This is a genomic window from Microcoleus sp. OTE_8_concoct_300, from assembly GCF_031383065.1.
In the GTDB taxonomy this organism is placed as follows: Bacteria; Cyanobacteriota; Cyanobacteriia; order Cyanobacteriales; family Microcoleaceae; genus Microcoleus.
In genome coordinates, this window is the sequence record NZ_JANMZH010000013.1 from 26,283 (window position 1) to 39,056 (window position 12,774).

The window sequence follows — 12,774 nt, forward strand, 5'->3', positions numbered from 1 at the left end:
CAACAAGCAAAGGTAGTCAGGCAAGGAAACCCACGCAAAACGGGATATTAAGACCGAAATGTCTTAAGAATCCTCATGCCTTCAGGCCCAGGAGTGTCAAGGGTTATACAATTTTAGATTAAATAGTCCTAGAGGCAAGTGTCACAATTAGTAAGGTGTTCTACTATCCTACACCCTTGAGAATCCGTTCATAATCAAGGTATGACGCACCCTACAAGTCGATTAGAGTGTGCCAGCGGCGTCCAGGACTATTAAAGATTTTAGATTAAAGATTGTAGATTAAAAATTTTAGATTAAAGATTTGAAGAATTGGGAATGACTGATGAATTAAGGGTTTGGACTTTCCCTATAGTTGCATCCTTTTTTGCAACAAATCTTAAAAATCGCCAACACATCCCCAGACGAGGCATTTGTCCAGGGGACTTTTGGTTTGGCGCCGATCGACTCGTTCGGCGGTTGTTGCTTCTACTTCGCCGTTGGGGTAAAGAATGTGGATGATGTCACCGCTGACGAAGGCGAGGGGATTTTCTTGATAATTGGCCGGATTCCTGAGTGGAAAGTTAATGGTTTTCATGGTCGATCGCCCTGATGGTATTTGTAGCCCTTTTAGCAGCACTTAAATCATCCGCTAGTCCCCAAAATTTGTGTGTGATTCTATGAATGTTTATCTGTGATCCAACTAGACACTCAGAGCGATCTCAGTCACATAATGTGAGCTGGGGGCGATCGCCGCGCGACGATAGAAAAACCACAATAATCGCCAAAAATCCCCCCTCGGACTGGTACGTAAGTGCTAATCTGGTACTGTCATTAATCCTATCGGTACAGATTAAAAACTTTGGCTAAACAGCGACTAGACACTTTATTGGTCAGCCTAAATTTGTGCAGTTCCAGACAGCAAGCTCAGGCCTTGATTCGGACTGGGAAAGTCTCCATCAACCAACAGATAGTTGACAAACCGGGCACTGAGGTTGACATTGCAGCAAAAATTCAGATTAAAGAGCGATCGCGCTATGTTTCTAGAGGCGGCGACAAATTAGCCAAAGCTTTAGAAGTTTTTGCGATTCCCGTTGCAGGCAGAATTTGTCTCGACGGCGGCATTTCCACAGGTGGTTTTACCGACTGTTTGCTGCAAGCCGGCGCCGCCCTAGTTTACGGCGTAGATGTTGGCTACGGTCAAGCAGATTGGCGCTTGCGTAACGATCCGAGGGTAATTTTGAAAGAACGCACCAATTTGCGGTATATGACTCCTACTGAGCTTTACGGCAATTCACCCCCCCCAGCCCCCCCTTGTCAAGGGGGGGAGCAAGATTCTTTTCCTTACGGCAATTCGCCCCCCCCAGCCGCCCCTTGTCAAGGGGGGGAGCAACATTCTTTGCCAATAGGGGCTTATGCAGATTTGGCGGTAGTAGATGTGTCGTTTATTTCCCTGGATAAGATTTTACCGGCGCTGTGGGAATTGTTGGCACCACCAAAAGAAGCGGTGTTGCTGGTAAAGCCGCAGTTTGAGGTAGGGCGCGAGAGAGTCGGGAAAAAAGGCGTAGTGCGAGACTCAGCAACTCAAGCTGATGCGATTTTTCAAGTCCAGAAGGCAGCCACAGCTTTAGGATGGCAGCAACGCGGCTTAACGTGGTCGCCTTTACTTGGCCCGGCCGGTAATATCGAGTATCTTTTATGGTTGGGGCTCGATCGCGAACAGGAGTCTGAGCCCAAGGCGATCGAAGAGAGCGTTGTGAAGGAACGGATCGCAGAAGTCACCAAAGCGGCCGCGCGGGAACTTGTCGATCGAGTGTAGATTTGAGATTTGAGATTTTAGATTAATTTCCTGATGTCAAGCTAATCAATTTTAAAAGTCTAATTTGGAACTCCAGATTAATCTAAATTTTCAAGTTGTTTTGTCAATCGGACTCCTCAACTTTCACAAGAGTGAATAATTCCATGCAATCATTAAAACAAGCCGGTTCAGTTTTACTGTACGTTCTAGGTGCCATCGGATATGTGGCGAGTGTAGCTACTATTGTAGGCGTTTCAATTGTCATCAAATGGGCAGCTTTGCTACTGGCAGACAAATTATTATATACAATTCTGATTATCGGCGATTTGTTGAGAGGCATCGAAATTATTGAACTGTTAAATATATTGGTATTTGCTTTTATCGGTATGGGAGTGGGTGTGGCAACAAATCTTCTACCCCCTAAATACGGTCGCAAAATTAGTGCGGCTTTGTTGATACTTATAGTTCCCTTAGTTTTTATGATTACGCCAGCCATCCGATATAATTCTTGGCTGGAAAAAGTAGGGGAATCGGATAAGTTATTGCCGGCGGAAACTGCAACATTAACTAACTCATTTTTGAATAGAAAAGTAGGAGTGCCGGGTTTTCTCGGTTATTACGTATATACTGGTCAGTTTCCGGTTATTCCGACGAAACAATCTGAGATGAAAGACCTCGACAGCTTTGAAAAAAAAGTTAATTCCAGATTTGTACAGTTAACAGGTATTGCTCCGACTATTGTTTCTTGGTCAATGCAGGTTTGTTTTTGGCTAATTAGAATATTTTACTTTTCTATAGCGGTAATTGCGACCATCGCTCATTTTAGAGAAGGCGTTAGAATCGCGAGACGGTGATACGATTTTCGATTTTCGATTTTCGATATATCTCACATCTTGCACCATTCTCAAGAACAGGCTTTCCGGCTTCACAAGAAAATTCACTCTTTGTGGAACAGGCCGGAAAGCCTGTTCATAAAAAGCTTATTGAGAATGGTGCAACATCTCAGATAGATCCTAGCTCTTCGATTCTTAAGAAATAACGCTCTTCTGACCGAAAGCATCGAGGATACAAGCTCCCGGATTCATCCGTGGAGAAATAAAAAACCTGTATCCGATAAGCTGTTGCGGCATTTAAATTGTAGGTCAAAAAAAATTAAAGTCTTGTGGGGTGGGCGTCCCGCCCGCCCTGAATATACAATTTAAATGCGCGACAGCTTAAACAAGCCCCCGAATTTCTCCGTGGGGTCAATGCTTCAATCTAAAATCTAAAATCTAAAATCTAAAATCGATTGACGCACCCTAGTCAACTACTATTTTTAGGGCTGAACAATCAGTTGACCAATTTTTATCAAGACTTGAAGAACCGTATAAAGTTCGTTCATTAGAGGAACAGGTGAAAATATTCTTGATAAGTCATATTTAGGCGGATTCTGAAAGTCTAGCTTGACGAATACAATTTCACTACCATTTGTCATCGCAGCAAAACTCGGTCTATCCTTGCGGGGATTGGCGGTCATGTATGCTAGTGTTTGGGGAAGTGCAGACATTACTGAAATGGTAGTGCGCTTCGACTCTAAGAGTGTCACCCAAAACTGATTTTGCATCACTAAAACATCAATCCGTCCCTTGAGGGTTTCTACTTCATCATCCTCGTCATCTAAAACAATTTGTAGAGATTTTTCAGCCATCCTTTTAAAAGGTGGATCGTAAAAACCCGCTCGTTCCAATAGAGGCGAACCCATGATTAGCGTAACGGTTCCTTCTGGAAGGCTTCCATCATTTAAATGATAGAGATATCGCCGCCGAATTAAATTGAGGGCGGCTTTATCGACTTCTGTAATTTCGGGTAAATCTGCATACCATTCTGGGAAAAATCCCTCGGATTCTGTTCGCGTAATATTGAATCGAGATTCAACATCTGCTAAAGTTTGGATGATTTCAGTAATGGCTGTTGTTTGTGTCATATTTTAAACTCTTGCTGCAAGCGATCGATAATTGTATTACGCTCGATGGTGGCGAGAATTTCTTGAATTACCGTATCTTGTCCCAGGGGGCCCCAAGTGCAGCCTTTTTCTAAATAAACTTGGGCGGCGCGACCGACAGCGTAGGTTCCGTAAGCTGCTAAACTAGCTTGAGTAACAGCAACTCCGGCAAAAGTAGAAAAGCCGATTTGCGGGGCCGCAACGGCCGCACTTTTGCCAAATCCCAACAGAAAACTGCTACCCAATTCTCCCAAAAGTACGCCGCCAGCGCTGGAGAAAATAGTCTGCCAAAGTTTGCCCGCTTCGTAACCAGTCATGGGTAAACCGTAAAGTCTGGATAAAGAGCGAATTAAGGCTAAATCTGCCACAGTTGCTCCCATTACATCCAAGAAAGCCACCGGGTTTAAACCGACAGCCAAAGCTTTATATTTCGCAAATTGCCAGATTAAATCTTCGGCTTCTGTTTGCCGCAATTTGAGAACTTGACGGGCAATATTTGCTTCGGCATCTCTAGCTTCAACTAAAGCATTCAGAGCGAGGAGCGATCGACCTTCTCTGTTAAGAATTGTCAAAATTTTATGTTTGAGTTCCTCTATCTGTGCAGGCGGCGACTCCCATTCGTGACTGACTCTTCCGTCTGGCCATTCCACCCGCACTTGCACCGGCGCTGGTTCGGCGGCTACCATGACTATTTCTAAAGATTTGGCAATTTTAGTGGGTGATTTTGCAGTAGATTTATGGGATGAGTTGTTTGGGCGATCGGACAAATTTTCGGGATCTGTTTCATCTGTTACCGCAGCGGCTGCTAACTGTTCTGAATTTCCCAGCGCTTGCAAACTTTGGTAAATAGCTTTTCTGTCTAATTCTGGATAAAGATCTATTTTATTAAAAACTAAAATCAGCGGTTTTTGAGCTGTTTGCAATTCGCACAGTGCTTGATATTCTGTGCGGGTGATATCCCCTGCAACGACAAACAGAATTAAGTCAGCTTGGCGAGTTACTTGTTTCGCCATTTCGCCGCGCACTTCGCCGCCCACTTCATCAAGTCCGGGAGTATCGATTAATTCAACTTGCACCCCTCCTTGCCCCCTCTTGCCAAGGGGGGGTTGGGGGGATTCATCGCTCTCAAGGAAGGATAAAGGCACACTCCAGCGCACGGAACGAGGCCACTGAGTCACGCCGTTGAGAGGGCCTGTTTGCAGGATTTTTTGACCTAAAAGCGCGTTTAAGACGGCTGATTTGCCGCGGCTGACTAGGCCGAAAGTAGCAATGCGAATGATGTTGTGTTCTAGTTTTTCTGAGGTAGAAGTTAAGATATCTAACTGATTTTGCAGTGCCGCTTCTAATTCTGTATTATTCGAGTTTTTTTTGCCTTGGCGCAGGTGGGAATAGCGCGCCAGGGATTCGCGCAAACTGGCGCGGGCTAGGGATAAGCGATTTTCTTGAAGGGAATTGTCAGCCATTGGCGATCGGCTTTTTTAAGCAAGTATAATTTAGCGTGGAATTATAAATTCTATTTCTTATTTTAATACAATTTTTCAAAAAAATCTAGCTTTTTAGTTGCTAATTTTCCAAAAAATATTGAACGGGCAAGATGCCCGTTCCACAATAACAAAAAATTATTGTGGAACAGGCATCTTGCCTGTTATTTTCCCTAACCATCAGATCCGCCTCGGAAAATTTGCTCAACGTTGAGCTCCATATTGGGAAATGTAGGTGAAATAATGCGATCGCTCCCTCTGAACTGTCTAATTCTATACTCTCCGTCCACAAGCTGGCAAACCGAGAGGGTGGGTTCTTTGGGGTCGCCAATATGACGTATACCGCCGAATCCAGCATAATCGGCAATCCAATATTCGAGAATTCCCATCATTTCGTAATCTGCCAACTTTTTGAGATAATCGTCGCGCCTGTTGGTACGGACAACTTCAACAAGTAGCGGGATAGAGGTTCCTTGGGTGATTGTTGCTGACTTGAACCATAAGGGTTCGGATGCTAAAGCCTGACGGTTTAATAGCAAAAGATCGGGGATATATCCTGTATCTTTAGCTGGTGGCTTAACTAGCGCTTTCGAGGGAATGCGGTATGGAAGTTGCAGTTGGGTGTAGAGCAGCGTAAATTCTTGAACAAGGTATGCCGTGATATCTTCCTGTTCTCCTGTTGGCTGCCTTTCAACCATTACCCCGTCGTGAAGTTCGTAGCATCTGTTCTCGGCTTTGTCTTCTAGAAATTCTTCAAAGGTTAGTATTTTTGGGTGAGTTTGTATCATCGTGCAAACTTTCTTTAGGAAGAAGGAAGAAGGAAAATATTAGCTGGTTCCCGGATCGAGTCTGGCAACGGGCAAGATGCCCGTTCCACAATAAACAAAACTTTCTTGTGGAACAGGCATCTTGCCTGTTGCTTTATTTTAACTTAATTGGCTGAATTAACAGCCTCGGATTGAGATATCTGAGGCGAGAGACGACTCGCTACTTGGTTGACGAAAGATTGCAAGAAGGAAACTTGCTGATTTTGCGTAAATACTGCTTGCAAAGTTTTAGTCAACTGGTCGATATTTAAAAAGCCTATTCCAGCATTTTCCGCTTCTCGACTTTGGAAATATTCAATTAAACTCAGTCCCGCTATTCTGGTAAAATATGCTGCACTAATTCCCTGCACTGCGCCTCCTGCTACGTAGGTGACAGCATTGCTTTTGAGCAGTCCAGAAATAGTTTGAGTAGACAGTTCTACTAGTCCCAATTTAAACATTTGACTGGCCAAAGTTGCCGCTACTGTCTTAGCTTGCTCTAAGGAAAACTTTTGCTGGTAGATAGCGCCGAGGTCGATTACGAGTTGGGTACTGATGGCGGTTGTTGCTAGCAAGTCTAAAGCTGGAACCGGATTAGTAAAAACGGCGGCGGCGGCGATGTACTGATATTGTTCGATAATGGGAATTGCCCGATCGCGCCTGACTCCATTCAATAAGGTTTTTGCCTCTAACTTGATACTTGCAGCCTCGCGCACTGCACTCGCCCAGACCAATTGTTGCTGTTCTGCTGTTAAGATTGTAGTCAATCTTTTCGTCAGCGGCTCAAGTTGAGAGACTTGATTTTCGATCCGTTCTTGAAATGTGCCGTCCGCTTGGTGTTGGCGCACTTTAATAGAATTGGGAGAAGCTGCGATCGCAATTATATCTTCTGTCCCCAATATTCCTTGCATTCTTTGCTGCAAAGAGTGCAAAATTTGCGACTGCTGTGCTGGCAAATGTTGGTCTTGTTTGTTCCAGACTAGCAGCACGCGCTGACCGGCGGACGCTAGCTGAGATAATGTTTTAAATTCGGAATCTGTGATGTCGCCCGCTGTCACAAACAGCACTAAATCACCGTAGATTTTGGGATCGGCATTTGTATTAACAAACAGCGGTGCTGTTTCTTGTAAACTAAGCTTTTGCGGGTGTTGAGATGCCCAATTAGAATTTAAAACTTGAAGTAAAGCAGTTTTGCCGACAGCTTTGCCGCCCGTTACCGTAATCCGTAAATCTTGTCTGTCTAATTCGGCTCCCAGGCGATCGAGCTTTGCTGTTAGATGAGCAGGATCTGCTGAGTTTTGAGCTTCTGAGGCTAGCAATTTAATTGCGGTTTCTGAAGCCGCGATCGCTTTTTCGGCTGCTTCCCGGTTCGCTAGGGGTTGGGGGAGCTCGAGTTCGAGTTTGGGGGATTGTTGTTTCCACCACCAATACCCTGCACCGGCGGCCGCCAAACCGATGAGTGCCGTTTCGCCCATTTCTGAACCCGAATGCTGTAGAGTTTCCAACAGCCACAGCGCCGCTGAAAGTCCTATTCCGCCAATTAAAATCGGTCGCCGCAAGTTAAGTGTCATTTTTCCCTTCCTGTGGGTATTGTCGCCAAGCTTAACCTTACCGGGCTTGGCCTCCCTCCCTATATTCCATCGTACCTCTGTAGCATCCAAACTGGCAGGCTGGCGATCCGACTTTTTGCGATCGGGATTTGCGGCCCCGGCGACAATCAACTTTTTGCACTTCTACAAACGGGGAATAGGGGACTGAAGTCCTCACTACAAACCAAGAGATTTTTACAGGATTTTGCAAATATAATAGTTGATTTTTTCTCTATGTTGGTAATGCTTGAGATTGTGATTCAAAAATATCAATTATTTGTTTGGGAATTGCTCGCGGTCGCATCGTGGTAACTTCAACCCAAACCCAAAGCGCCTCTGCTTTTAACAAGATTTGGTCGCTTCCACCTAAGCGAATCTCGTAGCGGCGGACGGCGCGCGGGCCGCGCATTTGTTCTATCCAAGTGGATATTTCAAGTCGATCGCCCGCGGCGGCCGATCGCAAATAATCAATCTCTATCCGCCGCATTACAAAGACGCCGCCCAATTCCCGGTAGCGATCGAGTGTAAATCCCAAGTGTTCTAAATGTTCGATCGCAGCGTGTTCTAAATAATGCTGGTAGACAGCATTATTGACGTGACCGAGGGCGTCCATTTCGTAATGGCGCACTCTAATTTGTGCAGTAAATGGTGCCAATTTCTCACCTTTCCACTTGTTGCGGTATTTTGTAGTTCCGAGTGCGATCGCGCTCTGGGTCGATACTCGATCGGAACTGATTGCAAGTTACACTAAATAGTTGAAACGTCACTGCTTCCAGGTTAATCTTAGTCCTGGAAGCACAGACGGTCATCACCTTGGTTTTTTTACGACAATACACTGGCTTAAAACCCTCAGTCTCGGTTGAAAAACCCGGTTTCTTGGTTCTGAGTGCGTCCCGGACTAAATCTTTGAGAAATCGGACGGGTAATTGCTTAGTCTCCCAGACAAATCCCTAAACCGCGGGCCGTTTTAACCAGAGTACCATCGAAGTCTACAGGTCTGTATTTGGCGATCGCATCTTCCAGAGGAACGCTCACAACTTCCCGCTTTTGCCAAGATACCATGCAGTCGTATTTCTCTTCGGCAATTAAATCAACTGCTGCGATGCCAAAAGCAGAAGCAATTAATCTTTCTAGCGATGAAGGAGTCCCTCCGCGTTGAATGTGTCCCAAAACGGTGACGCGAGTTTCTGCACCGCTGCAGTCAGAAATTGTATCAGCTAAATACTGACCAATTCCGCCTAATCGACTTTGACCTAAGCGATTTGTGTGCATTACTAACTCGCCTTCTTCAGTGCGAACTGCCTCCGCTACTATAATTAAACAGTAGTTTTTTCCCCGGTCTTGGCGTTCTTGGATTTGGGCACAGATTTTGGAAATTGTGTAAGGGATTTCGGGAATCAGAATTATATCAGCTCCCCCAGAAATTCCGGCACTAATTGCAATATGTCCGGCGTCGCGTCCCATGACTTCAACAATCATGACGCGGCTGTGACTGGCCGCAGTAAAATGCAACCGATCGAGTGCTTCAGTGGCAATATTGACAGCAGTATCAAAACCGATGGAACGCTCGGTAATTCCGACATCATTATCAATAGTTTTAGGAATAGCAACTAAATTCAAATTACCTTGTTGAGCAATCTTCCTGAGAATGGCGAGACTGCCGTCGCCACCAATGCCAATTAAGGCATCCAGACCTAGTTGATGATAGCCTTCGATAATGTCCTCAGCACGATCGCGTAGAGTCCCATCAGGCATCGGGAAAGCAAAAGGGTCGCCCTTATTTGTCGTGCCTAGCATCGTACCGCCAATGGTGAGCCACGAGTCTACTTTCTCAATATCCAAGGGAATTGCTTCAGGGGGACGACTCATCAATCCGTTGGTGGCTTGACGAATCCCCATCACTTTCCAATTGTAAGTTGCCGTTGCCCGGTAGACAACGGCTCGAATAACTGCGTTTAAGCCTGCACAGTCACCTCCGCTAGTGAGGATACCGATACATTTTTGTTCTCCCATAATTAATGCCCGACTTTTGTTCCTCAGAACATGAGTGGATATTTTTAGATCCCGATCGTCCCATCCTGATTTTCGACGTAAATAGGTAGGCGAAAATAAACTTTACTCTGTAACAGAATGTAAAGCTATCATAACTTTTGTGATTGCTTTCATAAGATATCGCTCCTTTGGGGAGCGTTCACTCGTTTTTGACTACTTATGTATTTTCAAGCTTCATCGACCTACCTAATTGAGTACCTCATCTCTGACGCATCCCACAAGGAAGATCGCTAACTTGCGTAGCATCGCCAATCACCGTCTCCAACAAAACATCAATTTTACTTCGGATTGAGGCGTTTAGAAACTTGGTTAATTATACCGCTGAGAATAGCACCGCCCATAAGAATTCCCAGGGCGGGATTAAATACGGGCTGCCAGAGACTGTACCACAAATCAAAACCGAGATTCACCCCGGTCGATCGACCCGCTACTGCGATCACAAACCACCCAAAAATGGCAAAGACGAAAAACACATCAGCTACTAAAAGCAAGTTAAGCAAGTTAAGAAATTTATCTTTCATGGTGGAGCGTTCCTTGTGAGTGCATATCTGTCAACTTTTGGCAAGCAGTTGGTAAGGGAGCAGATTGATAGCTGCAACTGGCGATCGAATAAAGATAAAATATCATTCAATTGTTTTCGCGCACAGGCTGTCAAAATATGGTTCGCTATACACTTCCTCAAAGCCCCGAAATTATTTTAACTGTCAAAGGGAAAGATTCAGCTAAAGCCCGCGAAGAAGCGATGGATCGGCTGATGGAACTCATGGATGAGGGCAAGCTGCCTACGGAACTGCTAGAGGGATTTGGGCCCAAGCAGTTTGTTGAAGTTAAGGATATCGAAGATGCTGCGTCTGAAGGCGAGGACGCGATTACTGAAGCCGTGCAGATTTTGAGCAATTTGGCAAGTCTCAAATTGAAAGTCATGGAATCCCGCGAAGAAGCACTCAAAATCCGGGCGGCGATCGACATTTTGTTTACAGATGAGGCTGTGACCGCCGAGGAAATTGGTCGTTTGAAAGATGGTTTCAAGGTTCTCAAAAACTTTGCTCAAGCTAACGTCCGCTATCGAGAAGCTAGAAGTAAAGCCGAAGAAGCGCGGGCAATTCTCGACGAAGCTTTGCAATCTGTCGAACCAGAAAACAAGGCGCAGAAGTCGGCGAAATAGTAGTAAGTTGGGTTGACTCACATCTAGCAACAATCTCAGAAGCTTTTCGGCCTGTTCCATTACAAATCAATTCTATTGTCTCTTGTGGAACAGACCCAAAAGCCTGTCACTAAAAAAATGTATAGAATAGTGGAACATTTTAGATTGAGCAACTAATCTAACATCCCACACATTTGACGTTTATCTAGCTTCAACAAATTAGGAAAAAAATTGTGAACCAACAAATAGGAACTCCCAGAAACTCGATGTCAGGCAGCTTGCTGCTGGCGAAAAAATTAGGTTTTGAACCAAAAACTGTAATTGATGTCGGTGCCGCCTTGGGAACTTTTAACCTTTACGAAACTTTCCCCGATGCGCGACATTTGCTAATTGAGCCGATCGCCGAAAATGAACCTTATCTCGCAAAAATTTGCCGCAATCTCAAAAGTGCAGAATACATTATTGCAGCAGCGACCAAAGAATCGGGAGTTTTCACCCTCAACGTCAGTCCCGGTATGTTGCATTCTTCACTTTCTGAAAATCGCGTTACTGACAGCAGCAATCCTTATTTGAGAAACATACCAGCAATTACCCTGGATGGAATATGCAGGGAAAGAAACTTGTCAGGTCCGTATTTAATTAAAGTAGATGTAGACGGACAGGAAATAGATGTTTTAGCGGGAGCAACTGAGATTTTGCAGCAGACTGAATATGTAATTGTAGAAGTTACTTTGTTCGGTCAGATGTATGATGTAATGAGCTTTATGAAGTCCCAAGGCTTCGCAGCTTACGATATTGTTGATTTGTCATATCGGCCGACTGATAAAGCTTTGTGGCAAGTTGACATGGCTTTTGTTAAGGAATCGGGTCAATTTAGAAGAGATAGTAGTTTCGCAACAGGACAGCAGGATCTCGAAGCACTTAACTCGCATCTCAAAGCTTATCGGGAAAGTTTGATCCAATACATTGACACTCATTACAGCGACCCAGTAGAGCCGGAACCACAGGTCAGTCAAGCTGTTTTGGGCGAAGATTATGTCATCATTTAACTCAATTTCTTTCCATCTGGTACCCAATCCTGGTCGCACTTCGCACGCTTATTTAAGTAATCCTCAACATCTAAAAAACTGGTTTTCTAAATGCTGCTATTGTCCTCTATAAGCTTGCAATCTGCTGTATATTCTGCCAGCCTTTAACTGGTTCCCAAGCTCTGCCTGGGAACCGATGTCCAGAGGCTCTGCCTCGGCTGCGACAATGGAGGCAGAGCCTCCGGATATGCGTTACCAGGCTCTGCCTGGTAACGAGTATAATCATTTAGGATTGCTATATAAGCTTGCAATCAGCTGTATATTCTGCCAGCCTTTCATTTTGAAGGAGATTTATTGGTAAGATTTTTACAGGCTCTGAGAATTGACATTTCTCAAAGTTCTGTTCAGAAATAATTTCTCTTTTGTTTTCTCCGTTAACTTCTCTGTAAACAGAAACTTTAAAATTTCCTTCAAGTTTCAGCACATAGTAGATACAGCTAAGAGTGGTATATTTAGTATAAAATAGTTCGTAAAAGGAATTGAACTAAGAATTTGAGTAGATAATACCACGCTGACTTAAGACAACTTTTTTTTCATCTTATATCATGTCCGGTCGAGCGACCGCGATTTTTGTAGGGGCGGGTTCACAAACAATACCTGGCAATAATTGACCATCTCAAAAACCCGCCCCGACCGGAATATTATGGTTAATCGATCGGATATGATATTACTGGTAGTTTATAGATGCAGATTCATTACACTGTATGTATAAATCAGAAGCAGCGGCTGATTTGGGGAGATTTATTCCACTTACTATATTGATGTAATATAGCAATTCTTGCAGGAGTCGTAAATTTTTTACCCCACCCCAGCCCTCCCCTTACTAAGGGGAGGGAGTAAGAAATTCACAAATGATTTA

At 44.5% G+C, this 12,774-nt stretch carries 14 protein-coding genes; 4 read left to right on the forward strand and 10 right to left on the reverse strand.

The features are described from left to right. Positions 1-376: 376 nt before the first annotated feature. Positions 377-574, reverse strand: a complete 198-nt coding sequence (locus ACUVJL_RS00895; protein WP_445244117.1) for a hypothetical protein — start codon at positions 572-574, stop codon at positions 377-379. A gap of 264 nt (positions 575-838) precedes the next feature. Between ACUVJL_RS00895 and ACUVJL_RS00900 the strand changes: the two genes are divergently transcribed. Both ACUVJL_RS00900 and ACUVJL_RS00905 read left to right on the forward strand, forming a co-directional pair. Continuing rightward, on the forward strand, positions 839-1,795 hold the full coding sequence (locus ACUVJL_RS00900; RefSeq protein ID WP_445244118.1) for a TlyA family RNA methyltransferase: 957 nt from the start codon (positions 839-841) through the stop codon (positions 1,793-1,795). Between the two features lie 143 nt (positions 1,796-1,938). Further along, positions 1,939-2,628: a hypothetical protein gene (locus ACUVJL_RS00905; RefSeq protein ID WP_445244119.1), complete on the forward strand. Its 690-nt coding sequence runs from the start codon at positions 1,939-1,941 to the stop codon at positions 2,626-2,628. Positions 2,629-3,089: 461 nt separating this feature from the next. Here ACUVJL_RS00905 and ACUVJL_RS00910 read toward each other — a convergent pair whose 3' ends face one another. The 8 genes from ACUVJL_RS00910 to ACUVJL_RS00945 form a co-directional block, all read right to left on the reverse strand. Next, positions 3,090-3,737 carry a type I restriction endonuclease subunit R gene (locus ACUVJL_RS00910; RefSeq protein ID WP_445244120.1) on the reverse strand — a complete coding sequence of 216 codons (648 nt, stop codon included), beginning with the start codon at positions 3,735-3,737 and terminating at the stop codon, positions 3,090-3,092. Next, positions 3,734-5,218, reverse strand: coding sequence for a DUF697 domain-containing protein (locus ACUVJL_RS00915; protein ID WP_445244121.1), 1,485 nt, complete (start codon positions 5,216-5,218; stop codon positions 3,734-3,736). The genes ACUVJL_RS00910 and ACUVJL_RS00915 overlap by 4 nt, the downstream gene beginning before the upstream one ends. 191 nt (positions 5,219-5,409) lie before the next feature. Next, positions 5,410-6,024, reverse strand: a complete 615-nt coding sequence (locus ACUVJL_RS00920) for a Uma2 family endonuclease (protein ID WP_445244122.1) — start codon at positions 6,022-6,024, stop codon at positions 5,410-5,412. A gap of 143 nt (positions 6,025-6,167) precedes the next feature. Then, positions 6,168-7,613 carry a YcjF family protein gene (locus ACUVJL_RS00925; RefSeq protein ID WP_445244130.1) on the reverse strand — a complete coding sequence of 482 codons (1,446 nt, stop codon included), beginning with the start codon at positions 7,611-7,613 and terminating at the stop codon, positions 6,168-6,170. Between the two features lie 250 nt (positions 7,614-7,863). After that, positions 7,864-8,286 (reverse strand): acyl-CoA thioesterase, encoded by a 423-nt coding sequence (locus ACUVJL_RS00930; protein ID WP_445244123.1) that lies wholly within the window; start codon positions 8,284-8,286, stop codon positions 7,864-7,866. Positions 8,287-8,290: 4 nt separating this feature from the next. Further along, positions 8,291-8,467: a hypothetical protein gene (locus ACUVJL_RS00935; RefSeq protein ID WP_445244124.1), complete on the reverse strand. Its 177-nt coding sequence runs from the start codon at positions 8,465-8,467 to the stop codon at positions 8,291-8,293. A gap of 94 nt (positions 8,468-8,561) precedes the next feature. Further along, complete coding sequence (locus ACUVJL_RS00940; RefSeq protein ID WP_445244125.1) at positions 8,562-9,644, reverse strand: ATP-dependent 6-phosphofructokinase; 1,083 nt, start codon at positions 9,642-9,644, stop codon at positions 8,562-8,564. Between the two features lie 317 nt (positions 9,645-9,961). Further along, entirely contained in the window at positions 9,962-10,204 is a 243-nt protein-coding gene (locus ACUVJL_RS00945; RefSeq protein ID WP_242720156.1) for a hypothetical protein, read from the reverse strand. A gap of 137 nt (positions 10,205-10,341) precedes the next feature. Between ACUVJL_RS00945 and ACUVJL_RS00950 the strand changes: the two genes are divergently transcribed. Together ACUVJL_RS00950 and ACUVJL_RS00955 are read left to right on the forward strand one after the other, a co-directional pair. Continuing rightward, positions 10,342-10,848, forward strand: coding sequence for a hypothetical protein (locus ACUVJL_RS00950; RefSeq protein ID WP_445244126.1), 507 nt, complete (start codon positions 10,342-10,344; stop codon positions 10,846-10,848). A 212-nt stretch (positions 10,849-11,060) separates the two neighbouring features. Next, positions 11,061-11,876 (forward strand): FkbM family methyltransferase, encoded by an 816-nt coding sequence (locus tag ACUVJL_RS00955; RefSeq protein ID WP_445244127.1) that lies wholly within the window; start codon positions 11,061-11,063, stop codon positions 11,874-11,876. A gap of 274 nt (positions 11,877-12,150) precedes the next feature. Here the strand turns inward: ACUVJL_RS00955 and ACUVJL_RS00960 are convergent, their stop codons facing one another. After that, on the reverse strand, positions 12,151-12,339 hold the full coding sequence (locus tag ACUVJL_RS00960; RefSeq protein WP_445244128.1) for a hypothetical protein: 189 nt from the start codon (positions 12,337-12,339) through the stop codon (positions 12,151-12,153). Positions 12,340-12,774 lie beyond the last annotated feature (435 nt).

Excerpts from the sequence above, each read along its gene's own strand:
- ACUVJL_RS00895 (WP_445244117.1), bottom strand. The coding sequence starts at position 574 with ATGAAAACCATTAACTTTCCACTCAGGAATCCGGCCAATTATCAAGAA.
- ACUVJL_RS00905 (WP_445244119.1), top strand. The coding sequence starts at position 1,939 with ATGCAATCATTAAAACAAGCCGGTTCAGTTTTACTGTACGTTCTAGGT.
- ACUVJL_RS00910 (WP_445244120.1), bottom strand. The coding sequence starts at position 3,737 with ATGACACAAACAACAGCCATTACTGAAATCATCCAAACTTTAGCAGAT.
- ACUVJL_RS00915 (WP_445244121.1), bottom strand. The coding sequence starts at position 5,218 with ATGGCTGACAATTCCCTTCAAGAAAATCGCTTATCCCTAGCCCGCGCC.
- ACUVJL_RS00920 (WP_445244122.1), bottom strand. The coding sequence starts at position 6,024 with ATGATACAAACTCACCCAAAAATACTAACCTTTGAAGAATTTCTAGAA.
- ACUVJL_RS00925 (WP_445244130.1), bottom strand. The coding sequence starts at position 7,613 with ATGACACTTAACTTGCGGCGACCGATTTTAATTGGCGGAATAGGACTT.
- ACUVJL_RS00940 (WP_445244125.1), bottom strand. The coding sequence starts at position 9,644 with ATGGGAGAACAAAAATGTATCGGTATCCTCACTAGCGGAGGTGACTGT.
- ACUVJL_RS00945 (WP_242720156.1), bottom strand. The coding sequence starts at position 10,204 with ATGAAAGATAAATTTCTTAACTTGCTTAACTTGCTTTTAGTAGCTGAT.
- ACUVJL_RS00950 (WP_445244126.1), top strand. The coding sequence starts at position 10,342 with ATGGTTCGCTATACACTTCCTCAAAGCCCCGAAATTATTTTAACTGTC.